This window comes from Bacillus sp. X1(2014), assembly GCF_007678255.1.
The window spans coordinates 187,252-213,100 of the sequence record NZ_VEED01000004.1 but is presented as its reverse complement, the minus strand read 5'-3'; the positions used below and the strand labels follow the sequence as shown (position 1 = coordinate 213,100).

The following is a 25,849-nucleotide window of genomic DNA, read 5'->3' as shown; positions in this document are numbered from 1 at the left end:
ATAAATTAATTTGAGGGAAGTGGGGAAATGAAGACGGTCATTGTATCTTTGGTTATTGTTTTCGTTGTTTTTTCATTCCTTAAATTCTATTTCAATCGGAAATGGAAATTGTTTTATACGGCGTTTGGGTCAGATAACTATTTTATGGTCGTAGCAAAGTTAAATGCTGCAGGAGTAAAATTCAAAACAAATACTCCGGTGAATTTGCGTAGTGATGCTCGCTTTAAAGATTTTACTCAATATGATATTTTTGTTAAAGAAGAAGATGAACATAGGGCCCAAGCGGCACTCCAAAGTTAAAAAATTGTACATTCGCTTGTTTAGCACGATAAATTAAGCCTCGAAGTGGACCGGTCATCAACATGACTTGGTCTTTTTTTAATATAAGAACCAAAAAATATTATAGGTTTATGAAAATTTTATTGGTTATATAAACAGATTATCTAAATAAATTCTAGTTACTCCTATAAATATTATCTTATATCTAATGTTCCTTTCGTATTTTTCAGAAGATTTTATTTTTATAATATAAATATATTAATAAATAAAGGGAGTGGAATGGATGGAAACGAACACAGAGAAATCAAGAGTGATAAAGAATTATAAAGGAACAGAATTACATGCGAAAGGCTGGATTCAGGAGGCTGCACTAAGGATGTTGATGAACAACCTAGATCAAGAAGTGGCAGAAAGACCAGAGGATCTAGTTGTTTATGGCGGGATTGGTAAGGCCGCTCGGAATTGGGAGTCCTATGATGCCATTGTGAAAACATTGTTAGAATTGGAAAATGACGAAACCTTATTGATTCAATCCGGTAAGCCAGTGGCTGTATGGAAATCGCATAAGGATGCACCCCGCGTGCTTCTTGCTAACTCCAATCTAGTTCCTGCATGGGCAAATTGGGAGCATTTCCACGAGTTAGATAAAAAAGGTCTTATGATGTACGGTCAAATGACAGCGGGCAGCTGGATCTATATCGGCAGCCAAGGAATTGTCCAAGGAACGTATGAAACCTTTGCCGAGCTTGCGCGTCAAGCATACGATGGTACGTTGAAACACACGATTACATTAACTGCTGGACTTGGCGGCATGGGTGGTGCTCAGCCGTTGGCGGTAACGATGAACGATGGAGTGTGTATAGCGATTGATGTCGATGAGACCAGAATTGACCGCCGTATTGAAACCGCTTATCTTGATGTAAAGACTAAGGATTTAGATGAAGCATTGAGATTAGCTCACGAGGCTAAAGTTGCTGGAAAGGCATTATCGATTGGATTATTAGGTAATGCTGCAGAAATTTTGCCTTTGATGACTGAAAAAGGCTTTAATCCAGATGTATTAACCGATCAAACTTCTGCACACGACCCATTAAATGGTTATGTTCCAGTTGGTTTCACATTAGAAGAAGCGGCCGTATTACGAAAAGAAGATCCAGCTAAGTATGTAGAACTTTCCAAGCAAAGCATGGCACTGCATGTGAAGGCAATGCTGACGATGCAACAAAAAGGTGCGGTTACCTTCGATTATGGTAATAACATTCGTCAAGTAGCGAAGGATGAGGGAGTGGAAAATGCATTTGATTTCCCTGGTTTCGTACCTGCGTATATCCGTCCATTATTCTGCGAAGGAAAAGGTCCTTTCCGCTGGGCAGCACTTTCAGGAGATCCTGAGGATATTCGCAAAATTGATGAAGCATTGCTTCGTGAGTTCAAAGATGATGAACATCTATGCAAATGGGTAAAAATGGCCCAAGAAAAAATAAGCTTCCAAGGTCTTCCTGCCCGGATTTGCTGGCTTGGATATGGTGATCGTGCTCGCTTTGGTAAAGTTATCAATGATATGGTTGCTTCGGGAGAAGTATCTGCACCAATCGTTATTGGTCGTGATCACTTAGATGCAGGTTCTGTAGCATCACCAAATCGTGAAACAGAAGCGATGAGAGACGGAAGCGATGCAGTTTCTGACTGGCCGATTTTAAATGCGATGATCAATGCTGTTGGGGGCGCGAGCTGGGTTTCGTTACACCATGGCGGCGGCGTTGGCATGGGGTATTCTCAGCATTCCGGGATGGTAATTGTAGCTGATGGGACGAAGGATGCGGAAGCACGGTTAGATCGTGTATTGACAACGGACCCTGGGATGGGTGTGGTCCGTCATGCCGATGCGGGTTATGAGATTGCGATTAAGACCGCAAAAGAAAAAGGCATTAAAATGCCAATGCTACAACAACAAGACTAAGACTGAGGGGATGGAAAATTAATGAGTACACCAATTTTTATCAGAAATGCCTCTCAACTCGTTACGTTACAGGGGAGTTCCGATGCTCCCCGTGTAAAGGGAGCCATGTCTGAGCTGGGCATTATTGAGAATGGCAGTGTTTGGATGGAAGACGGAGTGATTCAGGCTGTTGGTACGGATGAGGAACTTGCCCGAAAATTTGCGGATCGTTTGGGTGATGCCGAAGTGGTGGATGCGAGTGGTAAACTGGTAACTCCAGGACTTGTGGATCCACATACACATATTGTTTTTGCAGGCAGCAGGGAAAATGAGTTTAACATGCGTCTGCAAGGAGCCACCTATATGGAAATTATGAATAGCGGCGGCGGGATCTATGCAACGACAAGACGGACACAGTCTGCGACACATGAAGAGCTTTTTCAGGAAAGCTACGAGCGCTTAAATCAATTCCTGCGCCACGGCGTCACAACGGTTGAAGCGAAAAGTGGCTACGGGATGGAATGGGAAACTGAACTAAAGCAACTAGAGGTAGCAAAAAAGCTCAATGAGAAGCATGTGATTGATGTTGTTTCAACGTTCATGGGAGCTCATGCTGTTCCGAATGAATACAAACAAAATCCAGATGAGTTTGTCCGTCTATTGATTGAAGAAATGATTCCAAAGGTAGCGGAGCTCGGACTTGCGGAATTTAATGATGTCTTTTGTGAACATGGTGTGTTTACTCCGGAGCAATCCAGGCAGATTCTAGAAGCGGGTCGGCGCTATGGTTTGATTCCGAAAATTCATGCTGATGAAATAGAGCCATATGAAGGAGCAGAACTGGCAGCTGAGGTAGGGGCCATTTCAGCTGACCACTTATTAAAGGCATCGGAAAAAGGTATGAAAGCGATGGCTGAAAAAGGGGTAGTCGGTGTGTTGCTCCCGGGGACAGCTTACTTTTTAATGGCGGAGTCGGCAAATGGGCGCAAAATGGTAGATTTGGGTGTACCGGTGGCACTGTCGACAGATTGTAATCCCGGCTCATCACCTACTGTTTCCCTGCCTTTCATTATGAATTTAGGCTGTTTAAAAATGGGGATGACACCGGCAGAAGTCATTACTGCAACGACAATTAATGCTGCCCATGCAATTAATCGCGGCAAAGAAATTGGCAGTTTAGAAGTGGGTAAAAAAGCAGATATTACGATTTTTAACGTTGGAAATTATATGAAACTGCAATACTCTTATGGCGTAAATCATACAGATACGGTTGTGAAAAATGGTCAGGTGGTTGTCAGGGGAGGTCAATTAGTTGAAGAGCTTTCTCTATCCCAAGTTAAATCCTTCTAGTTTTACCTGGGTAAGACCAGATGAAGGTGCCGAGATTGCGAAGGTGCATGAATGGATCCAGCCACTAACGGCTGAGTCTGATCCTGAAAAGAGCAAAGAAGCAGACTTTGTCGTTGTTGGAGTTCCGCTGTCTCGATCTTCCATTAGCGCCTCGGGTGCCTCGGAATTTCCTGAGGCGTTCCGACGCGCGTGGAAGGGGTTTACTACCTATAACCTTGATGAGGATATTGATTTGTCGGAATTAACGGCAATAGATGTTGGTGATGTGCCCATGCATGTTACTGACATTAGGCGCTGCCATGACAATATCATCGCTGCATCTTTTGCTCTCCATCAGCATTTTGGAACTTCCAAAGTTTGTGCAATTGGCGGTGATCATTCGATTACCGCAATGATGGTCAAAGGTTTGCATCAAGCGAAACCGGCGGAGAAAATTGGCATCCTGCAGTTTGATACTCATTTTGATTTAAGAGATATGACCGATAACGGTCCGTCCAATGGGACTCCCATGCGGAACTTAATTGAGAGCGGAGTAGTTGAGGGCAGCAATATGTACAATATCGGCCTCCATGGTTTTTTTAACTCAAAAGATTTGAAGAAGTATGCTGATGAAAAAGGCGTCAACTATTTCACTCTTCGTGAAACAAGAAAAAAAGGGATTGAAGAAACGGTTTCGGCATGTTTAGAGGAGTTGGCTGGAAAGGTAGATACTATTTATTTAACAGTCGATATGGATGTTCTTGATATTGCCTATGCTCCAGGAGTACCGGCTTCAACGCCGGGGGGCATGACAACGGCGGAACTACTAGATGGGGTATTAACCGCAGCCAAGCACCCAAAAGTCAAAGCCATGGACATCGTCTGCCTTGACCCATTAAAGGATGCACAAGCTCAACCCACTGTTAAACTTGGCACACACATCTTCCTAACCTTCTTAACAGGTGTCATGCTGCGGTAGGAAAAGAAAATGTGGTGTCAGGCACCATAAAACGACATTTGTGATGTTTTGTTCGTGTGAAGTGGACAAATTTGGGTTAATTAATGTAATTGTATATACGTTACGTGGACAAATGTGGTCATTTGTCCACGATTTGTACCTGACACCAATTTTTAAGATCATTTTGAAACAAAGGGGAATGGGTATGGAAAATCAGCCAGTAGGGAAGGCATTGCAGCCGGAATTACAGGATAGTAATATGATGAATATTGTGAAGTTCTTTATTTTTAGCGCAATTGGTATTTTTGTGTTTTTTATTCCGGTAACGTTGAATGATAAATCTTCGATTATGCTAGACCATATTGTTTCGTATATCCAGCTCGCTGTTCCTGGCATTTTGCCTTATTATGCATTGCTGGTCATCCTGTTAGGGGCAGTTTATCCATTTTATACCAAATCATGGAATAAGGATAGGGTTACCTTTGTTTTTTCAATGCTGAAAATATTTGGCTTTGTAGCTGGTTCCATGCTCGTCTTTAATGTAGGTCCGAAATGGTTTTTTGATCCTAACATGGCTCCATTCCTGTTTAACAAACTTGTCATATCAGTGGGATTGTTGGTGCCAATTGGTTCAGTCTTTCTTGCCCTTTTAGTCGGCTATGGTTTACTTGAATTTATCGGAATTTTCATGCAACCAGTGATGAGACCGATTTGGAAGACACCTGGTAGATCTGCAATCGATGCTGTAGCATCTTTTGTTGGCAGCTATTCTATCGGTCTATTAATCACTAACCGCGTATTTAAAGAAGGAAAATATAGCATAAAAGAAGCGGCAATCATTGCCACTGGATTTTCAACTGTTTCTGCCACTTTCATGATTGTTGTCGCAAAAACGTTGAATCTGATGGATCTGTGGAATGCATACTTTTGGGTAACATTTGTTGTAACGTTCCTTGTAACGGCCATTACTGTTCGGATCTGGCCTTTGAACAAAATGAGTGACTCGTTTTATCAAGACATGGAGGGGGACGAAGAGGAAATCATTAAAAAGGACCGTGTCAAGACTGCTTGGAAGGAAGCAATGAATACTTCAAGCAACTCACCGAGTCTTGGGAAAAATATTTGGGACAACCTAAAAGATGGCTTTATTATGACAATGGGTATCTTGCCATCAATCATGTCTGTTGGTTTGCTTGGCCTCATTTTAGCAGAGTTTACACCAGTATTTGATTGGTTAGGCTATATTTTCTACCCGTTCACCGCGCTTGTTCAGCTTCCAGATCCATTGCTTGCATCTAAAGCTAGCGCAGTTTCGATTGCCGAAATGTTCTTGCCTGCTTTATTAGTGACAAAAGCAGCTGTAGTTACGAAGTTTGTTATTGCAGTTGTTTCGGTTTCATCGATTATTTTCTTCTCAGCTGTAGTACCTTGTATACTATCGACAGAAATCCCACTTACAATTGGAAAACTTGTGGTTATCTGGTTTGAAAGGGTGGTCTTAACCATCTTAATCACTGCGCCCATTGCGTTTTTACTTCTATAACTAATTAAAGCCTGTTCCTACCATTAAAAGGGACAGGCTTTTTTCGTTTAAAGTCCTGGAAATATTAATTATTGAAGAAGACCCCATAGAGCACCTGTCCATTCCAAGAATATGGTTCAATCATATACTATTGTAATTCGTTTTCTACGAAGAGTTTGGCCGTAATTAAAAGGGGTGATTCAGCACCTAGGGATCAAATGGAGAATAATCTAATTATATATCCCCTTAATTACTGCTCATGGAAGGAGGGGATTGAACATGGCTGCCATTCAAAAGAGTGTGGACTCTTCAAGTTTAGCCGATATCATTGATCGTATCTTGGATAAAGGTTTGGTTATTGATATATATGCTCGTATTAGTTTAGTTGGGATTGAATTGATTTCCATTGATGCTCGTATTGTTATCGCTGGTATTGACAAATGGTTATATTACGCCGAAAAAGTAGGCCTTCTTGATAAACATCATCATCTCGATCAAGGGGAAGAAATCATATTAGGGGAAACACTTTAAAATATTTCGTGCAAAGAGGAGCCAAGGCAGTAATCGCCTTGGTTCCTTTGTTAAAAAAATTTAGTGAATAGAAGGTATGATGATGATGAGTCAGTCAAAAAATGAAATCTTTGTCAATACTGCTTTTTTCGAGAAGATTATTTCAAAAACCATCAAATATATGAAAGCTGGATTTCCAGTACATTTCGTTGGACCATCAGGTATTGGAAAGACTAGTTTAGCCATATATATTGCCAAACAATTTAACAGACCAGTTACCATTATCCGCGGACACGAAGAACTATCGAACAAAGAACTGTTGGGTTATCACTATGGAATGGTTAAAAAAGAGGTGATAGACAACTTTATTCACTCAGTCTATAAGACTGAAAAAGAAATTAAACCAATATGGTCCAATGGCCAGCTTATTGACGCCGTTAAAAATGGACATGTGGTTATTTACGATGAGTTTTCACGTTCTCGCCCAGAGACGAATAATATATTTTTAGCACTATTGGAGGAAAGAGTTCTTCCTATTTATGGGAAGGGGAAGGAATCCTTCATAAAATGTCATCCTGACTTTTCTATTATTTTTACAAGTAATCCTGATGAATATGCAGGAACATTTCATACACAAGATGCACTGTTGGACCGATTGATTACGATCAGTTTGGAAGGCTGTGACAATGAAACAGAAATCGAAATTCTTAAGCAAAAAACAGAAATAAACCATCAGGAAGCGGAGAGAATAGTGCAACTTGTTTCTAAATTAAGAAGCTATGGAAAAGGATTTTGTCCAAGTTTACGAGCTTCATTGATGATTGCATCCATTGCCCAAAAAGCGAATATACCCATTAATCAGGAGGATAAAAACTATCAAACACTTTGTCTGGACGTGTTAACAAGACCAGTAAAACAAATTTTTCCGGATATGACACGTGATGCGATTCAGGATCTTATTTTAAGAGAGATGAAGAGAAAGGAAGGGACTAAATGAGTATACAAAGTGGAGTGTATGTTTTTTGTGCGATTCGAGAAAAGGAACCACAGCAATTTGGAAAAGTATTTTTAAACGGACAGGAGAATGAGGTTTATACACTTCATCACCAGAATGTAGCAATGGTAGTTTCAAAGGTTGTTGATGAAGTTATGCCCGTCCGCAACAACTTATTCGCCCACCAGCAAACAATCTCGGAAGTTATGAAGCATTATAGCATTATCCCAATTAGCTTTGGGAATGTATTTAATTCAGAAGATGATGTTCTTCTCATAGCAAAACACCTAAACGACGATTTGGAAAAATTATTTTTACTTTTGGAAAATAAAATTGAAGTAGGCTTGAAGGTCATTGCCAAAAAGGAATGGATGGAACAGGAAATAAATAATGATCCAGCACTAAGAGAGTGGAAAACCAATAAGATGGATATCTCCGATCCTGCCAATTTCTATGAACAAATTCATTTAGGGGAGTATGCCAAAAACTTTGTTTTGCGGCTAGAAGAAGAAGTGGCTGAGGAGCTTTATGATCCCTTATTAGAGATTGCTGAGGCGGGAAAACAAAATAATACCATACCAGGAAAAGTCCTTTTGAATGCTGCATTCTTAGTAGATCGCAAAAAAGAAGAAGTCTTCGACCAAAAAGTTAATGACCTCTATGAAATATGGAAGGATAAGGCCGAGTTTAAGTACTCAGGACCATGGCCAGCCTATAATTTTGTCAATATTCGTTTAAGGATTGAAGAAAACAAATGATTTTTAAATTATTTTCATTGCCAATCCGTACGTTAATCAAAATCGGGGAAAAAATTCAGGAAGAAGCAGATCAGGAGCTATACAATATCCCGTATATCCAACAGCAGCTTGTAGAATTGCATATGATGTACGAAATGTTAGAAATTGATGAAGAAACCTACGTTGAAAGGGAAGAAGAATTACTTAATAGATATAAAGTAGCTAAGGAAAGGGAAAAAAATGAGCGATTAAATGAGTAGTATGTTAAAGGAGGAGGCAGTATGACTCAAACTAAGGCCACAACAGACTTTTTATATATGTACGGGGTCATTCTTGCAGAGGAACTTCAGTCCTTAGATGTTCCTGCTATCATCGGTATTGATCAAAAGACGGTAAATTTGAAAATCTATCAGAATTTAGCCGCAGTTATTACCCCAGTCAATGCCCAAGATTTTACTCAAGAACAAATTGACCTCTATTTAAAAGATGCAGATTGGCTGAAGGAAAAAGCATTTCATCACCATGAAGTCATTTCTATTATTCACCAGCATTTTACCGTCCTTCCCATGTCTTTTTGTACTATTTTTCAAAATGAGAGCAATTTTGAAAGTTTACTTACCGATCAATACGATGTCATTTATCAAAAACTACTTACCCTTAAGGATAAACAGGAATGGAATTTGAAGGTGTTTTGTAATAATGAAAAAGCCTTATCCTTCGTTCTACAACATAATGAAGCAGTATTAAATTTAAGGGCCCAATTAGCATCGATGCCAAAAGGAAAACAATTTTTAATGAAAAAGAAGCTGGAACAGTTGATTAAGACGGAGTTGGAGGTGGAGCAATCCAAATGGTGGAATGAAATACAACAGGAATTAGCATCTGTTGTTTCAGAAATAAATCTCAGACAAAATTGGGGTAAGGAAGTAACAGAACGAAAAGATGAGATGATTGTTAATTGTGATTTCCTTATTGAACAAAATGTTTCAGAATCGTTTATGCATAAAGTCACCGATATAGAAAAAATATTTGAACCATTGGGATGTATATTTCAAGTAACCGGACCTTGGCCTCCTTATCATTTTTCTAAAATGACTGGGGACAATTTGTAATGGAAAAGCATCATCTCTTTGAAAATAAAGAAATGACATTATTGGATTTATTGGATGGTATCATTGATACGGGCGTAGTCGTGACGGGAGAAATATTAATCTCTGTTGCCAATATTGATTTAATTATAGTCGATCTTAAACTATTGATTTCTTCGATTGAAAGTGCATTTGGTACCAATGAACGTAAAAATGTTGGGGAGGCGATTTTAAATGGAACGCTTGCCACTAGACTCGAGTAAGGTAGAGCAAGGATTAGCGAAGTTAGTTTTAACCATTATCGAATTGCTGCGCCAACTCATGGAACGACAGGCGATGCGAAGAGTGGAAAGCGATTCTCTTACCGATGAGCAATTAGAGGAATTAGGTTTAACGTTAATGAGGTTGGAAGAAAAAATGGAAGAGTTAAAAATCATTTTTGGTTTAGAAGCAGAGGACCTTAATATTGAACTGGGCCCACTGGGGAAACTTCTCTAAACCGGCAGGTAAGATAGGAGAGAGATTATGCCCATAAATCACCCGACACAATCATCAAACTTGCTTGAAGTATTAGAAAAAATCCTTGATAAAGGAGTGGTCATTGCAGGTGATATTAAAATATCGTTAGCGGATGTCGACTTGTTAACCATTAAAATCAGGTTGCTGATCGCATCGGTCGACAAGGCCAGGGAAATAGGGATGGACTGGTGGGAACAGGATCCATACTATTCTTCTAAAGGTAGAATAGCAGAAAAAGAAAATGCTCAATTACTCGAAAGAATTAATCGCATTGAACAGCTTGTTGAGGCAAAGACGCTTACGCTTGAAGAAAGAACAATACCTAAGCCGATTGATGAAAATATTTTACACGAGCCCGTTGAAGAAAAACCAGCGCTACAGCTTGATGAGCTATTAGAAATAACAAAGGTGAAAAAAACTGGTCCAAAAAATGGAAAAAAAGGACCTGGAAAATAAGAACAAGCATCCTGATAAACATTTGGAATAAAAATTTAATGTTTTTTCATTTGGGGAAAGTGTAACGGACACTTTCTTTTTTATTGTGTGTAATCAAAAAGAAAGTACTGTATGTGTATTGGATTTAGCTAAAACTTAATAAAGTAGGTGACTCTATACGCTCAATTAAAAAAACCCTGATATTCTCAAGGTTCTTATTGTTAGTATCGAGATAAGCAAAAAATTGGAAATGTATTAAATTACAATATGATTATTTTTTGGGGGTCTTTATTATATTTTGGAGTAATAAATTAAAAAGATTACTATTTTGTTGTTTTATGCCTTTTAGTTCTTGTTTTAATTCTGAGAGCTCATTAGCGAAATTCTCTAGTTTGTGAGACATAGAAGATAGATCTTCAGTTTCATGTCTTAAACCTGAAATATCCTTATTGATATTCTCTAGTTTTTGAGACAAAGATGCCAGCTCCGAATTTTCATGTCTTAATCCTGAAATATCCTTAGTGATCTTTTCTAGCTTTTGAAACAAAGACGTCAGTTCTACATTTTCTTGCTGTTCAGAAACCTTAGATACTGGGAGTGTACCATTTAGATTTTTATTACTAGGTTCTGTAACAGATTTCATTAACGACTCATTTTTCGTTAGAGTGGTTGCCAGGTGCATCAGAGAATTTAAATCAAGTGAATCCGTGTCTACTTTTTTACCCGAATTATTTACGCTATTATTATCCTTGACTTTCTTAAGTTTTTTAGTACCTATTGACTCAGGAAGTGAAGGGTTTTGCTTATTTTTACTCATTTCCGTGACAGAACTCATGAGCGAATCATTTTTTAGAAGAGTAGTTGCCAACTGCATCATAGAATTAAAATCAAGCGAACCCTTGTCTACATTGTTCCCAGTATTCTGTACGCTAATATCATTAGCGACTTTGTCCAGTTTTTTGGTACTTTTTGACTCAGAAAGCGAAGGGTTTTGCTTATTTTTACTCATTTCCGTGACGGAATTCATGAGCGAATCGTTTTTTAGAAGAGTGGTTGCCAGCTGCATCATAGAATTCATATCAAGCGAGGACTTGTCTACGTTGTTCCCAGTATTCTGTACACTAATATCATTAGCGAGTTTCTCCTGATTTGCAGTAGTTTTTGACTCATGTCGAGAACGATTTTGCTTTTTTTTACTCAATTCCGTAACGGAATTCATGAGCGAATCTTTTTTTAGAAAAATGGTTGCCAGTTTCATTAATGACCCCATGTCAAGCGAACTTTGACTATTAAGTAAATTACTGGCAATATTCTGTAAAGTGTCCTTGTCTACTTTGATTCCCGTATTCTGTACACTATTTTCCTTAGTGTGTTCATTCATAATTAAACCACCTTTTTATTTTTAAATAATAATAAATTCTGACATTTCCTAATATCCTATGTTTATTAACAGAAAAAGAGTGTGTCAATATCATCATAGAAGGGAAATAACCCTTATTTTGTTTTTAGAAAACAATCATTCGTATGAAAGAAAAAACCCTAAAAGATTATTGGGAATAATCTTCTAGAGTTTTTTATTACAAGAAAAGGATTAGCAATTTTCGGCAGCTTCACAAATTGCATCTGCAACTGCTTCTTTAGTAGCATCAGGTACTCCAAGTAAATTAGCAAGAAGCAGGGCAACAGCACCTAGAATAATGATAAGAACAGCACCTAAGCATTCTAACAAACCCGGTTCCATAGTCATTTATTTTCCCCCCTTTTTAATACAAAGTGTCTATAAGAGGCCTCTTACAATAAATATATTATGTTAGGATAACGGACAAGCATAAACGTATGTCTAGAATATAAAAAAAGGGCTCCTCATATATGTAAATTAAAGACCCTCCTAGTCATTGCTAAGAAGATCCTTAATCAATGGATATACAATTATATACCGATAATCTGGATAGGGGTTGCTTCTTGAGGTGAATAGTCATCCAGAAATTGACGGCTTGCCACTAAAAATAGATTTTGTTTCGTTTTTTTCTTAGAATTTGTAACAAACACCTTTAGATAAGGAAAGATTTCTGAAATCCTCGCGTGTAACGTATGCAAGAATTTATCATTTTTTATCATCCCAATATAATTTATGATTAGAATTCCTGGGTCTGACAATTTTTCATTGGTAAGAGTAAAAAACTCTTTTGTTGTTAAGTGAGATGGGAGTTCACTGTTGCTGTACGCATCCAAAAAAATCAAATCCTGAGAAAGAGGATCCTGATTATTTAAGAGCGCTTGTCCATCACCGACAAACACGTTCTTTCCTGTATGTCCAAAAAACGTCTTTGATACTTCCACAACTATCGGGTCAATCTCTGCAGTTACCATATGTTTATGGGAATAATATGAGCTGACGGTTCCAATTCCGTGACCAATAATAAATCCTTTGTTAAAATCAGATGCATAGTGATTAATTAGATCCACTGTGATTCGACTATATGATGCGGCCAGGGCTTGCGGCTGTTCCAAATTTATTACACCCTGGATACCTTCGAAAGAGAATTGAAGCATTCTAAATTTTCCTTGTATCCCTTCGTATTTACTCCTCTCGGTAACATAAATATTTTGATAAGAACTAAAAGTCTTATAAACTAATGTTGAACCGTTAAGGGAAATAAATTTTTCAAAAAAATCTTCATTTCTATTAAATTTATTCAAAACTTCACCTCCATTAATTTGTTTACTCCAGAGTATTCATTTGGACGGATGGTTGAGTGAATAAAAAGCATAGGACTGCAATTTATTGTGAGGAAATAAAAGGGAGATTTTGAATATTTCCTGTGGGAAAAGGATAAAAAGTCGAAAAAGGGAAATTTAAATTTCCCAAAACCTTCATTATTTAAAAGTCTAAAAACCTTAATAAATTAGGCATTGGTGACCCGTGGTTAAGGAAATAAACTTAAAATATTCCTCGGGAAAGCGCATAAACAGACAATTATCGAGTTGTATTGTCGGAAAATTGAAAATATAATTAAAATAAGGTTGAACGCAATATTATCAGTTGTACTTAAAATGGAGTATGATTATGAGAAGGCAAGAAAAAATTTATCTGGTGTCATTAATATCTGAGGTCGAGCATTTTTTTAGAAAAGAGTTTACCGAAAAATAAAACAAAAGGAGAACAAAAAAATTGAACAAGCAGGTTATCGTCTATACAACCAAAGACTGCATCGAATGCACGATGGTCAAAAAAGTCCTAAGTGAGGAAGGAATTCCATTTGAAACACGAGATTTATCCGTCAATCCAGAATACCAAAAGGAAGTTGAAAAATACGGTTTTCTTGGTGTTCCAGTGACGGTTGTTGAAAATCGCGCCGTCAAAGGATTTACCAATGAACTGAAAGAGTTAATGGAACTGGCAAAAAGTTAAGATAGTCACAGAGTATTCGGTATGCACCCAATATCAGGTTAATTTAAAAATGGCTTGGAGGAAATCCCCCAAGCCATTTTGTTATACCCGATTATGCACTTATTGATTTATCTTCTTTTGCCGTTTGGATCTCACCAGAAGGATGGAACTCATTCTCCATCTTGGAAACAACCACTGTTGCCACACCATTTCCGATTAAGTTAGTAATCGCACGTGCCTCAGACATGAACCGATCGACACCTAGTAATAAGGCAATCCCTTCGACGGGGATGACGGGGAAAGCAGATAGTGTCGCAGCAAGAGTAATAAATCCTGAACCGGTTACACCAGCTGCACCTTTTGACGTCAACATTAAGATTCCTAACAAGGTGATTTGATGCCATATTGTAATATCTACATTATATGCCTGAGCGATAAAGAGCGCCGCCATCGATAGGTATATTGCCGTACCATCTAAATTAAAAGAATACCCAGTTGGGACAACAAGTCCGACCACCGACTTGGAACAACCGTATTTTTCAAGTCTTTCCATCATTCTTGGCAGAGCAGACTCAGAGGAGGATGTCCCTAAAACCAAGAGAATTTCTTCTTTAATATAAGCGATGAATTTCAAAATATTAAATCCATAAAGCTTTGCGATAGCCCCGAGGATAAACACGATGAAAAGAAACATCGTTGCATACACGCTTCCCATCAATTTTCCAAGCGAGACTAACGAGCCCAGACCAAAATTTCCAATCGTATACGCCATCGCACCAGATGCTGCTATGGGTGAAAACTTCATGACCATATTAACAATCTTAAAAAATATCTCCGTAAATTGTTCAAACAAAGCAACGACTGGCTTCCCTTTTTGTCCTAAAGAAGCAAGGGCAATTCCGAACAGGACCGCAAAGAATAAGATTGGGAGCAGCTCTCCTTTCGCCATGGCACCAACAAAATTATCGGGAATAATCCCTAAAACAAATTCCACAAATCCATGACTAGTTTCTTTTGCCTGCGTTGTAAATTGTGAAATGTCTCCGCCTTTGACAGACTCTGTATTAAACCCAGATCCAGGTTTGATGATATTAACGAGTAGTAATCCAATTGCCAAGGCAAAAGTGGTAACAATTTCAAAATAAAGGAGCGCCTTCCCGCCAATACGTCCAACCTTTTTTAAATCCCCCATGTTTCCTATACCAATGACAATCGTAAAAAATACTATTGGAGCTATAACCATCTTAATTAATTTGATAAAGATATCTGCCAAAACCTTTAATTCTGTACCGAATTTCGGAAACAGAAATCCGATCACAATGCCAAGTACGATCCCCAATAATACTTGGACGGTCAAATTTTTAAAATTAATTTTCATTTTCCCGAACACCCCTTTGTTTAATTAGTTGTTAACGCTTTCAACCTATCCATTGACAGAATAAATGAAAATTCAGATTATAGTAAGATTTTGGTCATATTGGTCTTATTGTTCCTTTTGTTATAGAAATTCCACAATAAAACAACGAAAAAATATTCATCTATTAATTTACTATTTTGATAAAATAGGCCATGATAATAATATAAATGAGAGTTCACTAAGGGGGAGCAGGGGATGTTTCCGTTAAAAGTAATATTGATAGAAGATGACCCGATGGTTCGGGAAGTTCACCGTCAATTTATTGAAAGGGTGGTTGGGTTTTCGATTATCGGAGTCGCTGCCAATGGCATTGAGGGTCTTAGATTAATCAAAGAGCTCCGGCCCAACCTTGCTATTATCGACATTTATATGCCATATATGGGTGGATTGGAGATGCTGCGAGAACTTCGTTCAGAGCCCTATTCTGTTGATGTAATTGCGATTACAGCGGCCAGCGATATTGAAACGATCCATGGGGTTCTTCAACAAGGTGCGTTTGATTATATCATGAAACCATTTACCTTTGAGCGCATAAAAAAATCACTAGATAACTATAAAACTTATCGTATGAAATTAGGGGAAAAGAAAGCTCTTTTACAAGAGGAACTTGATCAAATCTTATTCATTGATCAAACAGAAGAATATGAAAGAGACAACCTGCCAAAAGGATTAAATATGAACACTTTAACGAAAATTACCGACTTTCTTTCGCACGAGAAAGAACCCGTTTCTGCTGAGGAGGTAGCAGAAGGCATTGGAATGGCCCGTGTAACAGCACGAAGATATCTTGATTACTTAGAAAAAGAAGGGAAAGTAAAAATACATATCCATTACGGGGGTGTGGGAAGACCAGTCAACCGATATGGAGTGTGAATAAAAAATACGATGTTTGTGAATTGGGAGGGAGCATGTTGGACTGGAAAATTGGGATTGGAAAACCAAAACTCCGTTTACAAACGACGATTACCCTGCTAGTTTGCATTGTAGTTGTGATGGCATTGTTCGTTACTGAGATATTAATCACTAACAGAATTTCACAAGAAACAAAGAAAGGGCAAGCTGAGAAAGCCACAGATATTGCGAGGATTGTTGCCCAATCGCCCCTTGTGATTAATGGGTTACAGAATAAAAAAGAAGAGAAGGACATCCAATCATTTGCGAATGGTCTCAAACGGTCCACCCATGTTGAATTCATCGTCGTCATGGACATGGATGGAATAAGAAAATCACATCCTAATCGGAATCTATTAGGCTTGCATTTTGTTGGTGGAGATGAAGGTCCGGTATTAAAAGGGAAAGAGCATATTTCGACTGCCAAAGGAACTTTAGGGTCATCATTACGCTCGTTCGTCCCGGTTTTTGATGAGAAAAACAAACAAATAGGTGCAGTGGCCGTAGGTATCTCGTTAGAAAAAGTAAATCAGGCCATCGAACAAAGTAGAAGAATCATTATGATTGGAGTCGGAGTGGGTATATTAGTAGGAGTTCTAGGAGCTCTGTTTTTGGCAAGAAAAATTAAAACGATTCTGTTTGGAATGGAGCCTAGTGAAATAGCCAAACTGTTGGAAGAACGAAGTGCGATGCTGGAATCAACCAAGGAAGGGACGCTGGCGGTTGATCAAGATGGGATAACCACCCTCGTTAATAATGAAGGGGTTAGACTTCTTCACATGGCTGGTATTGAAGGTCCTTTTTTAGGAAAAAGAGTGGACGATTACATGCCAAATACAAAACTTTCTTCCGTCCTAGAGACTGGGGAAGCACAGTTAGATCAGGAGCAAGAAATCAATCATATTACCATCCTAACCAATCGTGTCCCAGTAATCGTGAAGGGAAAGATTGTTGGAGCAATTGCCACCTTTAGGGAAAAAACCGAAATCAAGGAGTTAGCTGAACAATTGACCGGAGTCAAGTTATATGCAGAGGCACTTAGAACCCAATCGCATGAATTCATGAACAAACTGCATGTAATCTCAGGTTTAGTCCATATGAAGGATTATCAAATGGTTTCGTCGTACATCACCAAAATTGTGAATCACCAGCAGTCTGAGGTAGAATTTGTCGTCAGTCGTTTTAAAGATCCTGTATTAGCAGGCTTTATTTTAGGAAAACTTAGCTATGCAAGGGAAAAAGGCTGTGAATTGATTATTGATGGTGAAGGATTGATACCAGAACCGCACAGGCAGGAAACAACACATGAAGTGGTCACGATTCTTGGGAATTTAATTGATAATGCACTAGATGCTGTAGCGGACCAGCTTCTTAAAAAAGTAACGGTAAGGTTTGATTATTATGATGGAATCCTTGTGTTGGAGGTCCATGATACAGGACAAGGTATCGATGAGGACATTAGAAATAGCTTATGTGTAAAGGGGTATTCGACAAAGGGTGAAAATCGAGGAATTGGGTTATTTTTGGTCCAACGAAGCTTGGAAAAACTAGCAGGACAGTTAGAAATTCATTCTCAAAAAGGGAAAGGGAGTACTTTTATTGTTACGTTTCCATATGATAAGTAAACAGTAACTATATTATGTTAACCTATTATTCTTAAAGTGGACAAAAAATATATTATGTAAACTCTTGATCGCTTGAAACTATTTCCTTTACATTCTAGTTTCATAGCGTTATTATGTACTTAATTTAATAAACTAATCGATCTACTAGGGGTGCCCTGTTATCAGGCTGAGAGAAAACGCTAATGTTTTTAACCCTTTGGACCTGATCTGGGTAATACCAGCGTAGGAAAGTAGCCAAGTGAATTTTTTATTTTTCTCTGACTAACTAACCAGGTCCGTTTATGGATCTGGTTTTTTTATTTTTATAAAAAGAAACGGGAGAGATGGGCAATGGAAAAAATCAGTTTGTTTGAAACGTTGGAAAAAGTAAGAAAGGTAAATCCGCTTGTACATAATATCACCAATGTTGTCGTTACCAATTTTACCGCAAATGGACTTCTCTCTTTAGGTGCTTCACCTGTGATGGCATATGCTGCTGAGGAAGTGGCGGAAATGGCCAAAATTGCTAGTGCACTAGTTTTGAATATAGGTACCTTAAACCCGCAAACGGTAGATTCGATGATCATTGCCGGAAAAGCAGCCGATGAATCCAGTGTACCGGTCATCTTTGATCCGGTTGGTGCTGGGGCTACCACATACCGAACGGAAACTGCCCAAAGAATCATGAGTGAAGTAAATGTTTCAGCCATCCGCGGAAACGCAGCTGAAATCGCAAATGTCCTTGGTAAAAAGTGGGAAATTAAAGGAGTCGATGCAGGTGCGTCAGCGAATGGGGATGTCGTGAGCCTTGCGATTAAAGCAGCAGAAACTTGGAATTGCGTGGTCATCATCACGGGAAAAGTGGATGTCGTTTCCGATGGAGAAACCACTTATCTTGTTAATAATGGCCACCCAATCATGACAAAGGTGACTGGTATGGGATGCTTACTAACCTCAGTGATTGGGGCGTTTGCAGGAGTCGAAAAAGATTTACTTCAAGCTTCAGTGGCTGCCTTAACATATTACGGCGTTGCTGCGGAAAAAGCTGCGGCACAAACAGCTGAAAAGGGACCAGGAAGTTTCCAAATCGAATTCTTAAACCAATTATCACTTGTTTCAAATGAGGATATCAATCTTTATAGTTCTTTCAAAAAAGTTAATTAAGAGGGGTAATTTTAATGAAAAAAGCATTAACAATTGCAGGTTCGGATAGCGGCGGCGGGGCTGGAATCCAAGCCGACATAAAGACATTTCAGGAATTAGATGTATTTGGAATGACGGCGTTAACAGCAGTAACAGCCCAAAATACATTAGGGGTTCACGGAGTTTATCCAATGTCGAGAGAGGCAGTGGTCAAGCAGATTGAAGCGATTGGCTCTGATATTGGTACCGATGCTGTGAAAACAGGAATGCTGTTCAATGCGGAAATCATCGAGGCGGTTGCCGCTCAAATCAAGATTTTTGGTTGGGAGAATGTAGTGGTTGATCCAGTCATGATTGCCAAAGGTGGCGCGTCACTGCTCCAAATAGAAGCCATTTCTGCTATGAAAGAATATTTGTTGCCAGTTTCAAAAGTAATTACTCCGAATATTCCGGAGGCAGAAGTTCTTACGGGAATGACTATTCTGACCTTAGAGGATAAACAGGAAGCTGCTAGAAGTCTCCATCATTTAGGCGTGAAAAACGTTGTGATTAAGGGTGGTCACGATGAAAACGAATTCGAGTCGACTGATTTATTGTTTGATGGGGAGGAATTCTACACCTTTACGAGTCCACGAATCGAGACGAAGAACACACATGGAACCGGGTGTACTTTTTCGGCTGTCCTAACCGCCGAACTTGCCAAAGGGGCGACAATTTTTGATGCCGTTTTAAAAGCAAAAGATTTTATTCAGGCCGCAATTGAAGACCAATTGGAGATTGGTCAAGGACATGGACCTACCAACCATTGGGCGTATGGAAAAAGAAACCTTGTAAAGGAGTTATCAAGGTCATGATTGATTTGAAAGAGGCTTTACGAGTTTATTTTATTATGGGCAGCACCAACTGTATGAAAGAATCTGTTGAAGTATTAAATGAAGCAATTTCTGGTGGGATTACGCTTTTTCAATTCCGCGAAAAAGGGGAAAGTGCACTAACTGGCTCTGAAAAATATGCACTGGCTAAAGAACTCCAAACCCTTTGCAGAAACCATCAAATTCCTTTCATTGTGAATGATGATATCGAGTTGGCTTTGGCAATTGATGCAGATGGTGTTCATATTGGGCAAGAAGATGAAACGGTAAAACTGGTACGGGAGAAAATCGGTGCGAACAAAATCCTTGGAGTATCCGTCCATACGACTGAAGAAGCCATGGCAGCGATCCAAGATGGAGCGGATTATTTTGGGATTGGTCCTGTGTTTCCGACGAAGACTAAAGCGGATGCCAAGCCATCGCGAGGGACGACACTGATTGAAAAACTAAGAAAAGATGGCTGTGAAATGCCGATTGTTGGCATCGGCGGGATTACGATCCAAAATGCTCGGTCCGTGATGGACGCGGGGGCGGATGGAGTTTCTGTAATAACGGCAATAAGTCAGGCAGAATCCCCGTTGGAAGCTGCGAAAGCATTAAGAAAAAGTGTGATTGTTAAAGGAGTAGTCAAATAGTGAAAAAGACCCATAAATTGACGTTGACAGCCATGATGATTGCGATTGGAACACTTTCAAGTAACCTCTTCTACATTCCAATCGGCTTTACAAAGGTCTTTCCAATCCAACATTTTATGAATGTCCTATCCGCCGTTTTGTTAGGACCTTATTATGCTGTCGCCCAGGCCTTCGGTGTTTCTTTGCTTAGAAATTTAATGGGAACAGGTTCGCTGTTTGCCTTTCCTGGCAGTATGGTCGGAGCCTTGCTCGCCTCACTATTATTCTGGAAAACTAGAAAACTATATTTCGCTTTTATCGGTGAAGTGATTGGGACAGGAATCCTTGGTGCGATGCTTTCATACCCTATTGCTACTCTTTTGCTTGGTCAAAAGGCAACATTATTTGGGTTCATTCCATTATTTATCTTCAGCTCGTTTGCTGGAGCGCTTATTGGGTTTATTATTTTAATTGTTTTTCTAAGAAAGAAAGTATTAATTGTTAATGAAAATGATACAACCATCAGGAATTAACGATAAGGGCGTGAACAAATGAAAGAGGATTTACTTAGTAAAATCTCACAAGAAGTAGAAGCAAGAGAAGCGGAATTAATCGAATTATTGTCGACACTCATTGCGTTCCCAACGGTTAGCCCTCCGGCACGGAATACCAATGGGGTGCAAGATTTTATAAAAGGATATTTAGAAGATTTGGGATTTGACACCGATAAGTGGGATGTTTATCCGTGTGATCCTAATGTGGTTGGGGTTTTACCTGGAGAATCTCCTGATCAGTTTAATAGTTTAATTGTAAATGGTCACGTGGACGTCGCTGAAGTGGGGGATCCTTCAGCGTGGAAGGATTCTCCATTTTCGGCATTTTGCAAAGATGGACATATTTATGGGCGTGGTGTCGCGGATATGAAGGGCGGAATTGCCGCATCACTGATTGCGATTAAACTGTTAAAAGAACTGGGAATTTCGCTAAAAGGCGATCTTCAATTTCAATCGGTTATTGGCGAAGAGGTTGGCGAAGCAGGGACACTGGCATGCATGGAGAGAGGGTATACAGCTGACTATGCGGTCGTGGTGGATACGAGTGATTTACATATTCAAGGACAGGGCGGCGTTATTACGGGATGGATTACCATTCAAAGCAACGAGACCTACCATGATGGAATCAGGAGGAAGATGATTCATGCGGGTGGAGGTGTGCAGGGGGCTAGCGCGATTGAGAAAATGATGAAGATCATTGCTGGGCTTCAAGAGTTAGAACGTCACTGGGCAATTACGAAAAGTTATGAAGGCTTTCCTCCCGGTACCAATACGATTAATCCTGCCGTGATTGAAGGAGGACGACATGCTGCATTTGTGGCAGATCGATGTGCGCTTTGGGTTACAGTTCATTTTTACCCAGATGAAGATTATGAAGTTGTCATCAAAGAAATAGAAGAGCATATTGGAGCAGTCGCAGCCGCAGACCCATGGCTGCGTGACAATCCTCCACAATTTGTGTGGGGTGGAAAATCAATGATCGTCGACCGTGGAGAAATTTTCCCTTCATTAGAAATAGATTCTGAACAACCTGGAACGAAGCTTTTAGCGAACTCATTTGAAAAATTATTATCGGCCAAGCCAACGATTGGAATGTCCACCACTGTTACAGATGCAGGCTGGCTGGGACGTGCTGGTATACCAACCGCCATTTTTGGACCAGGTAAATTGGAAGACGCCCATGCCGTGAATGAGAAGGTCGAAGTTAGACAATTATTAGATTTTACAAAAGTGTTAGCCGTTTTCATCGCTGACTGGTGCAACACGAGAAAGGAGCAGTAGGGGAATGAGATTTACCCAAAGACTTTTTGAAAAAGTAAGTGATATTTGGGAAAGAACCCATCAACATCCATTTGTAGTCGGGATGGGCACAGGGGAGTTGCCGGCCGAATCATTTATCCGCTATATGAAACAGGATTATGTGTATTTAATCGATTATTCGAAACTATTTGCTATAGGGGCCGTTAAAGCAACAGACTTGGAGACGATGGCCGCATTTGCGAGGCTTTTGGATGAAACATTGCATGGAGAGATGGACTTGCACCGCCAGTATGCAGAGAGGTTTGGGATTACACTTCAACAGCTAGAGGAAACCAAACCAACGCCGATCAACTTAGCCTATACCAGGTATATGTTAAATGTTGCCCAGAATGGTTCGCTCGCGGAATTAGTATCTGCTCTCTTGCCATGTATGTGGAGCTATTGGGAGATTAGCAAAGTGCTAGCAACTAACTATCCAGATGCTATCGACCATCTACTCTATGGAGAATGGGTAAAAATGTACTCTTCTGATGAGTTTGGTTCATTAGCAACCTGGCTTATTGATTTATTAGATCGATTGGCAGAGGGAAAACCAGAGCGAGAGTTAGCCATCTTAGAAGAACATTTCCTGACAACATCTCGATTTGAATATATGTTCTGGGACATGGTTTACCAGGGAGGCGAGTGGCCTGTCTAACTGGACAATGTTATCCATTCAAGGCCTCGCCTATTCTTTTGAAAAAGAAAAGCCTATTTTTCACGGACTTACACTCGATGTGAAGCAAGGAGAATTTGTTTCCGTCATTGGTGCCAGCGGATCAGGTAAAAGTACTCTTTTTAAATTGGTTACCGGTTTACTTGAACCAGATCAAGGGGACATCCTGATTGATGGTCAAAAGACCGTAAAGAGGTTAGGTAGTATTGGATATATGCCGCAGAAGGATCTGCTGTTACCATGGAGAACTGTTTTAGAGAACGTGTTACTGCCTTTAGAAGTGACTAAAGAACATAAGCAAACGAGAATTCCTGAGATACGAGAGTGGTTATCTCGGTTTGGCTTGGCTGAATTTGAAAAAGCTTATCCCAACGAACTCTCCGGAGGAATGAAGCAGCGTGTTGCTTTTTTAAGAACTCTTATGACGGGGAAGGACCTTCTATTATTAGATGAACCCTTTGGTGCTCTTGATTCCATGACAAAACGAAACATGCACAAATGGCTATTAGGGCTGTGGGGTGAATTGCAAAAGACGGTCTTGTTCATTACCCATGACCTTGAGGAAGCGATTTTATTAAGCGACAGAGTTTATGTGCTGCAAGATGCAGGAATCAAAGAACTAAAAGTTAATCTGACGAGGCCAAGAAGTTCACAGCTAATCTATCAATCAGAGTTTTTAACGATGAGAAAAGAACTGGAGATGCTGATTCACAATGAAAGCTAGCTTGAAGAAATGGACAGAAGATTACGGTTTATTCTTATTGGTGGTCCTCCTGCTTGTCAGCGGATGGGAATGGGCAGTAAGGCAGGCCATGATTCCGTCATTTATTTTACCTGCTCCTTCAGCCATTTGGGGGGCATTGCTAGAAAATAAGCAGTTGTTGTTTGAAGAGCATTTGCCCGCTACCCTCAAAGAAGTTTTGATTGGTTTTGGGCTCTCCGTAATTGGTGGATTGATACTTGGAGTTGGAATGCATTTTTCCCGTTCAATCGAAAAAGTTCTTTATCCGTTCCTTGTGATCTCACAGACCGTGCCGCTTATTGCCATTTCACCAATTTTTATCATGTGGTTTGGATATTCGATTTGGAGCAAAATTGCCGTGACCATTTTAACTGCTTTTTTTCCAATCGTCGTGAGTACGTATGATGGCTTGAAAACAGGTGGAAATGAATATCGTGAATTATTGTTAACGATGGGTGCGAACCGCTGGACAATTTTTAAAAAAATTCAACTGCCAATGGCATTGCCCGCGATTTTTTCAGGCTTGAAGTTGTCGGTGGTTTATTGCGTCGTCGGAGCTACGATTGGTGAATGGCTGGGTGCAAGTGAAGGTTTAGGCTATTTTAGCCGGAGAATGTCTGGTAATTTACAGGCAGATTCCGTATTTGCATCGATATTCCTTTTATCGATGTTGGGAATCGTGTTATTTTTATTAATTGGTTTATTGGAAAAACAGGTATTAAAAAATAAAAATCGTTTCAACTAGAGAGGAAGAACGTAAAGATGAAAAAGAGTTTTTTGATTCTGGCAAGTTTATTGTTACTACTATTAAGTGCTTGCGGGAAAGAAACCGCTGAGAAAAATGTTTCTTCGAACGAGAAGCTTCAGAAAGTAAGCTTAATGCTGGATTGGTACCCAAATGCGGTGCATTCATTTCTATTTGTAGCTGAGGAGAAAGGGTACTTTAAAGAACAGGGCTTAGACGTTGATATCCAAATGCCAGCAGATACAAATGATCCCCTTAAACTTGTGGCGGCTAATCAAATCGACATGGCGATGAGCTATCAACCACAAGTGCTCGTGGCACGCAGTGAGGATATCCCTGTTCAATCATTTGGTGCGATTGTCCGTCATCCGCTAAATCAATTAATGGTACAAGCAGATGGTCCAATTAAATCCCCTAAGGATTTAGCAGGAAAAACAATTGGTTATCCATCGATTCCGTTGGATGAAGCGATAGTAGGAACTATGGTTAAAGCCGATGGTGGAGATGTTAAGAAGGCAAAAATGGTGGATGTTGGCTGGGATCTTATTCCTGCAATGGCAACGAAAAAAACGGATGCCCTGATCGGCGGCTATATTAACCATGAGAAGTTATTGTTAGAAAAAGAAGGCCATCCAATGCGTACACTGAATCCCGCTGATTACGGTGTCCCAGATTATTATGAATTAGTTTTGGTGGCTAGCGAGAAAGGATTAAAAGATAAACCAGAAGTATTTAAAAAGTTCATGGCAGCAATCACTAAGGGGCAAAAATACGTTAAGGATCATCCTGAAGATAGTCTAACGACATTAATGAACCATGAGGATAAAACATCACCACTAGAGAAGGATGTCGAAACAAAAAGCTTAGAAATCCTCCTCCCGCTAATGGACGCCAAGGAAAAGCCATTCGGCTACCAAGACCCGCAAACATGGGAGAAAACAGCACAGTGGCTAAAAGACAACAAAGTCATCAAAGAAACCGTCAAAGCCGAAGATGCCTTTGTAAACTACTGATTTGGTGTCATGTACCACAAAAAGACAATACAAGCAAAATGTCCGCCTCAGGCGGACATTTTTTTATAAGGTTTTCATTATTCGAATGGCTAATTTGACTCAATTGTTTGGTAGAATATAGATAAAATCTATTTTGAGGTAATAAGATGAAAATCTATGTAACGATGAAAAGTTTGGCTAAGAGGAAGGAATATCTAACCAAACAAGTGATTGATTTAGAAGAAGTTCCACAAACCCTTCGACAGTTATTGACAGGATTAGTGACGACTGAAGTTCAAGCGTTCAATGCGGAAATATCGGAAGCCATTTTGGTAAGGTTCCTAACAAGTGAGGAGATCCAACAGCAGGCCCATGCCGGAAAAGTAGGTTTTGGCACTAAATATAATGAACAACCAACCGGTTGTCATCAGGCAGTGAAGACGGCAATCCAAGCATATGAGGATGGATTATTTCGTGTATTTATGAATGAACAAGAACTGCCCGAATTAGATGGCCCATTGGAAATAAGAGAAGGCGATCACCTTACTTTTATTAAGCTGACAATGTTATCAGGAAGTATGTGGTAATGGGGGAACTGT

The 25,849-nt window shown here is 39.6% G+C and carries 29 protein-coding genes, 1 pseudogene and 1 riboswitch; of the genes and pseudogenes, 26 read left to right on the top strand and 4 right to left on the bottom strand.

Annotated features, from left to right (window positions below; genetic code table 11):
- The first annotated feature begins 27 nt into the window (after positions 1-27).
- The 13 genes and pseudogenes from FS608_RS10845 to FS608_RS31630 form a co-directional block, all read left to right on the top strand.
- A complete protein-coding gene (locus FS608_RS10845; RefSeq protein ID WP_222127335.1) occupies positions 28-300 on the top strand; it encodes a hypothetical protein in 273 nt (90 codons plus the stop codon).
- A 262-nt stretch (positions 301-562) separates the two neighbouring features.
- Positions 563-2,239: a urocanate hydratase gene (gene hutU, locus FS608_RS10840; RefSeq protein ID WP_144549809.1), complete on the top strand. Its 1,677-nt coding sequence runs from the start codon at positions 563-565 to the stop codon at positions 2,237-2,239.
- Between the two features lie 21 nt (positions 2,240-2,260).
- A complete protein-coding gene (hutI, locus tag FS608_RS10835; RefSeq protein ID WP_144549808.1) occupies positions 2,261-3,568 on the top strand; it encodes an imidazolonepropionase in 1,308 nt (435 codons plus the stop codon).
- The gene (locus FS608_RS10830; RefSeq protein ID WP_144549807.1) at positions 3,531-4,526 is read left to right on the top strand and encodes an agmatinase family protein; all 996 of its coding nucleotides are present in this window, start codon (positions 3,531-3,533) and stop codon (positions 4,524-4,526) included. Before hutI ends, FS608_RS10830 begins: the two co-directional genes overlap by 38 nt.
- 238 nt (positions 4,527-4,764) lie before the next feature.
- The gene (locus tag FS608_RS10825) at positions 4,765-6,048 is read left to right on the top strand and encodes a YjiH family protein (protein ID WP_260871650.1); all 1,284 of its coding nucleotides are present in this window, start codon (positions 4,765-4,767) and stop codon (positions 6,046-6,048) included.
- A gap of 258 nt (positions 6,049-6,306) precedes the next feature.
- Positions 6,307-6,558 carry a gas vesicle protein GvpJ gene (gene gvpJ, locus FS608_RS10820; RefSeq protein WP_144549806.1) on the top strand — a complete coding sequence of 84 codons (252 nt, stop codon included), beginning with the start codon at positions 6,307-6,309 and terminating at the stop codon, positions 6,556-6,558.
- 85 nt (positions 6,559-6,643) lie between these two features.
- Complete coding sequence (gene gvpN / locus FS608_RS10815; protein WP_222127334.1) at positions 6,644-7,534, top strand: gas vesicle protein GvpN; 891 nt, start codon at positions 6,644-6,646, stop codon at positions 7,532-7,534.
- The gene (locus FS608_RS10810) at positions 7,531-8,289 is read left to right on the top strand and encodes a GvpL/GvpF family gas vesicle protein (protein ID WP_144549804.1); all 759 of its coding nucleotides are present in this window, start codon (positions 7,531-7,533) and stop codon (positions 8,287-8,289) included. Before gvpN ends, FS608_RS10810 begins: the two co-directional genes overlap by 4 nt.
- Positions 8,286-8,528, top strand: a complete 243-nt coding sequence (locus FS608_RS10805) for a gas vesicle protein GvpG (RefSeq protein ID WP_144549803.1) — start codon at positions 8,286-8,288, stop codon at positions 8,526-8,528. The genes FS608_RS10810 and FS608_RS10805 overlap by 4 nt, the downstream gene beginning before the upstream one ends.
- Before the next feature lie 21 nt (positions 8,529-8,549).
- Positions 8,550-9,380, top strand: coding sequence for a GvpL/GvpF family gas vesicle protein (locus FS608_RS10800; RefSeq protein ID WP_144549802.1), 831 nt, complete (start codon positions 8,550-8,552; stop codon positions 9,378-9,380).
- Positions 9,380-9,619 carry a gas vesicle protein gene (locus FS608_RS10795; protein WP_144549801.1) on the top strand — a complete coding sequence of 80 codons (240 nt, stop codon included), beginning with the start codon at positions 9,380-9,382 and terminating at the stop codon, positions 9,617-9,619. The genes FS608_RS10800 and FS608_RS10795 overlap by 1 nt, the downstream gene beginning before the upstream one ends.
- On the top strand, positions 9,591-9,854 hold the full coding sequence (locus tag FS608_RS10790) for a gas vesicle protein K (RefSeq protein WP_144549800.1): 264 nt from the start codon (positions 9,591-9,593) through the stop codon (positions 9,852-9,854). The genes FS608_RS10795 and FS608_RS10790 overlap by 29 nt, the downstream gene beginning before the upstream one ends.
- A gap of 27 nt (positions 9,855-9,881) precedes the next feature.
- A pseudogene (locus FS608_RS31630) lies at positions 9,882-10,169 on the top strand (gas vesicle protein); the annotation flags it as partial.
- 412 nt (positions 10,170-10,581) lie between these two features.
- On the opposite strand, the gene FS608_RS10780 reads toward FS608_RS31630, so the two are convergent.
- The 3 genes from FS608_RS10780 to FS608_RS10775 form a co-directional block, all read right to left on the bottom strand.
- Positions 10,582-11,691 (bottom strand): hypothetical protein, encoded by a 1,110-nt coding sequence (locus tag FS608_RS10780; RefSeq protein WP_144549798.1) that lies wholly within the window; start codon positions 11,689-11,691, stop codon positions 10,582-10,584.
- A 210-nt stretch (positions 11,692-11,901) separates the two neighbouring features.
- On the bottom strand, positions 11,902-12,057 hold the full coding sequence (locus FS608_RS30185) for a hypothetical protein (protein ID WP_186328680.1): 156 nt from the start codon (positions 12,055-12,057) through the stop codon (positions 11,902-11,904).
- Positions 12,058-12,239: 182 nt separating this feature from the next.
- Positions 12,240-13,010 (bottom strand): spermidine synthase, encoded by a 771-nt coding sequence (locus FS608_RS10775; RefSeq protein WP_144549797.1) that lies wholly within the window; start codon positions 13,008-13,010, stop codon positions 12,240-12,242.
- 472 nt (positions 13,011-13,482) lie between these two features.
- Here FS608_RS10775 and FS608_RS10770 point away from each other — a divergent pair, with 472 nt between their 5' ends.
- Complete coding sequence (locus FS608_RS10770) at positions 13,483-13,722, top strand: glutaredoxin family protein (RefSeq protein ID WP_098575382.1); 240 nt, start codon at positions 13,483-13,485, stop codon at positions 13,720-13,722.
- A 91-nt stretch (positions 13,723-13,813) separates the two neighbouring features.
- On the opposite strand, the gene FS608_RS10765 is transcribed toward FS608_RS10770, so the two are convergent.
- Positions 13,814-15,079, bottom strand: coding sequence for a dicarboxylate/amino acid:cation symporter (locus FS608_RS10765; protein WP_144549796.1), 1,266 nt, complete (start codon positions 15,077-15,079; stop codon positions 13,814-13,816).
- Positions 15,080-15,313: 234 nt separating this feature from the next.
- On the opposite strand from FS608_RS10765, the gene FS608_RS10760 reads away from it, so the two are divergent.
- The 12 genes from FS608_RS10760 to FS608_RS10705 all read left to right on the top strand — a co-directional run bounded on the left by FS608_RS10760 (position 15,314) and on the right by FS608_RS10705 (position 25,837).
- Positions 15,314-15,991 (top strand): response regulator, encoded by a 678-nt coding sequence (locus FS608_RS10760; RefSeq protein ID WP_144549795.1) that lies wholly within the window; start codon positions 15,314-15,316, stop codon positions 15,989-15,991.
- 38 nt (positions 15,992-16,029) lie between these two features.
- Positions 16,030-17,634 carry a DcuS/MalK family sensor histidine kinase gene (dcuS, locus tag FS608_RS10755; protein WP_395947771.1) on the top strand — a complete coding sequence of 535 codons (1,605 nt, stop codon included), beginning with the start codon at positions 16,030-16,032 and terminating at the stop codon, positions 17,632-17,634.
- Between the two features lie 136 nt (positions 17,635-17,770).
- Positions 17,771-17,880, top strand: a riboswitch (TPP riboswitch).
- Between the two features lie 84 nt (positions 17,881-17,964).
- Positions 17,965-18,777 (top strand): hydroxyethylthiazole kinase, encoded by an 813-nt coding sequence (gene thiM / locus FS608_RS10750; protein ID WP_144549793.1) that lies wholly within the window; start codon positions 17,965-17,967, stop codon positions 18,775-18,777.
- A 14-nt stretch (positions 18,778-18,791) separates the two neighbouring features.
- Positions 18,792-19,610, top strand: coding sequence for a bifunctional hydroxymethylpyrimidine kinase/phosphomethylpyrimidine kinase (gene thiD, locus FS608_RS10745; protein ID WP_186328679.1), 819 nt, complete (start codon positions 18,792-18,794; stop codon positions 19,608-19,610).
- Positions 19,607-20,263: a thiamine phosphate synthase gene (thiE, locus tag FS608_RS10740; RefSeq protein ID WP_144549789.1), complete on the top strand. Its 657-nt coding sequence runs from the start codon at positions 19,607-19,609 to the stop codon at positions 20,261-20,263. Before thiD ends, thiE begins: the two co-directional genes overlap by 4 nt.
- Positions 20,263-20,775 (top strand): energy coupling factor transporter S component ThiW, encoded by a 513-nt coding sequence (gene thiW, locus FS608_RS10735; RefSeq protein WP_144549787.1) that lies wholly within the window; start codon positions 20,263-20,265, stop codon positions 20,773-20,775. Before thiE ends, thiW begins: the two co-directional genes overlap by 1 nt.
- A gap of 18 nt (positions 20,776-20,793) precedes the next feature.
- A complete protein-coding gene (locus tag FS608_RS10730; RefSeq protein ID WP_144549785.1) occupies positions 20,794-22,077 on the top strand; it encodes an acetylornithine deacetylase in 1,284 nt (427 codons plus the stop codon).
- 4 nt (positions 22,078-22,081) lie between these two features.
- Entirely contained in the window at positions 22,082-22,753 is a 672-nt protein-coding gene (tenA, locus tag FS608_RS10725; protein ID WP_144549783.1) for a thiaminase II, read from the top strand.
- A gap of 7 nt (positions 22,754-22,760) precedes the next feature.
- Positions 22,761-23,495, top strand: coding sequence for an ABC transporter ATP-binding protein (locus tag FS608_RS10720; RefSeq protein WP_144549782.1), 735 nt, complete (start codon positions 22,761-22,763; stop codon positions 23,493-23,495).
- Positions 23,485-24,258, top strand: coding sequence for an ABC transporter permease (locus FS608_RS10715; protein WP_144549779.1), 774 nt, complete (start codon positions 23,485-23,487; stop codon positions 24,256-24,258). Before FS608_RS10720 ends, FS608_RS10715 begins: the two co-directional genes overlap by 11 nt.
- Before the next feature lie 17 nt (positions 24,259-24,275).
- Entirely contained in the window at positions 24,276-25,271 is a 996-nt protein-coding gene (locus tag FS608_RS10710) for an ABC transporter substrate-binding protein (RefSeq protein ID WP_144549777.1), read from the top strand.
- A gap of 146 nt (positions 25,272-25,417) precedes the next feature.
- Entirely contained in the window at positions 25,418-25,837 is a 420-nt protein-coding gene (locus FS608_RS10705; RefSeq protein ID WP_144549775.1) for a hypothetical protein, read from the top strand.
- The last annotated feature ends 12 nt before the right edge of the window (positions 25,838-25,849 follow it).

Coding starts and splice junctions, on each gene's coding strand:
- FS608_RS10845 (WP_222127335.1), top strand. CDS start 28: ATGAAGACGGTCATTGTATCTTTGGTTATTGTTTTCGTTGTTTTTTCA.
- hutU (WP_144549809.1), top strand. CDS start 563: ATGGAAACGAACACAGAGAAATCAAGAGTGATAAAGAATTATAAAGGA.
- hutI (WP_144549808.1), top strand. CDS start 2,261: ATGAGTACACCAATTTTTATCAGAAATGCCTCTCAACTCGTTACGTTA.
- FS608_RS10825 (WP_260871650.1), top strand. CDS start 4,765: ATGATGAATATTGTGAAGTTCTTTATTTTTAGCGCAATTGGTATTTTT.
- gvpJ (WP_144549806.1), top strand. CDS start 6,307: ATGGCTGCCATTCAAAAGAGTGTGGACTCTTCAAGTTTAGCCGATATC.
- gvpN (WP_222127334.1), top strand. CDS start 6,644: ATGAGTCAGTCAAAAAATGAAATCTTTGTCAATACTGCTTTTTTCGAG.
- FS608_RS10810 (WP_144549804.1), top strand. CDS start 7,531: ATGAGTATACAAAGTGGAGTGTATGTTTTTTGTGCGATTCGAGAAAAG.
- FS608_RS10805 (WP_144549803.1), top strand. CDS start 8,286: ATGATTTTTAAATTATTTTCATTGCCAATCCGTACGTTAATCAAAATC.
- FS608_RS10800 (WP_144549802.1), top strand. CDS start 8,550: ATGACTCAAACTAAGGCCACAACAGACTTTTTATATATGTACGGGGTC.
- FS608_RS10795 (WP_144549801.1), top strand. CDS start 9,380: ATGGAAAAGCATCATCTCTTTGAAAATAAAGAAATGACATTATTGGAT.
- FS608_RS10790 (WP_144549800.1), top strand. CDS start 9,591: ATGGAACGCTTGCCACTAGACTCGAGTAAGGTAGAGCAAGGATTAGCG.
- FS608_RS10780 (WP_144549798.1), bottom strand. CDS start 11,691: ATGAATGAACACACTAAGGAAAATAGTGTACAGAATACGGGAATCAAA.
- FS608_RS30185 (WP_186328680.1), bottom strand. CDS start 12,057: ATGACTATGGAACCGGGTTTGTTAGAATGCTTAGGTGCTGTTCTTATC.
- FS608_RS10765 (WP_144549796.1), bottom strand. CDS start 15,079: ATGAAAATTAATTTTAAAAATTTGACCGTCCAAGTATTATTGGGGATC.
- FS608_RS10760 (WP_144549795.1), top strand. CDS start 15,314: ATGTTTCCGTTAAAAGTAATATTGATAGAAGATGACCCGATGGTTCGG.
- thiM (WP_144549793.1), top strand. CDS start 17,965: ATGGAAAAAATCAGTTTGTTTGAAACGTTGGAAAAAGTAAGAAAGGTA.
- thiD (WP_186328679.1), top strand. CDS start 18,792: ATGAAAAAAGCATTAACAATTGCAGGTTCGGATAGCGGCGGCGGGGCT.
- thiE (WP_144549789.1), top strand. CDS start 19,607: ATGATTGATTTGAAAGAGGCTTTACGAGTTTATTTTATTATGGGCAGC.
- FS608_RS10730 (WP_144549785.1), top strand. CDS start 20,794: ATGAAAGAGGATTTACTTAGTAAAATCTCACAAGAAGTAGAAGCAAGA.
- tenA (WP_144549783.1), top strand. CDS start 22,082: ATGAGATTTACCCAAAGACTTTTTGAAAAAGTAAGTGATATTTGGGAA.
- FS608_RS10720 (WP_144549782.1), top strand. CDS start 22,761: ATGTTATCCATTCAAGGCCTCGCCTATTCTTTTGAAAAAGAAAAGCCT.
- FS608_RS10715 (WP_144549779.1), top strand. CDS start 23,485: ATGAAAGCTAGCTTGAAGAAATGGACAGAAGATTACGGTTTATTCTTA.
- FS608_RS10710 (WP_144549777.1), top strand. CDS start 24,276: ATGAAAAAGAGTTTTTTGATTCTGGCAAGTTTATTGTTACTACTATTA.
- FS608_RS10705 (WP_144549775.1), top strand. CDS start 25,418: ATGAAAATCTATGTAACGATGAAAAGTTTGGCTAAGAGGAAGGAATAT.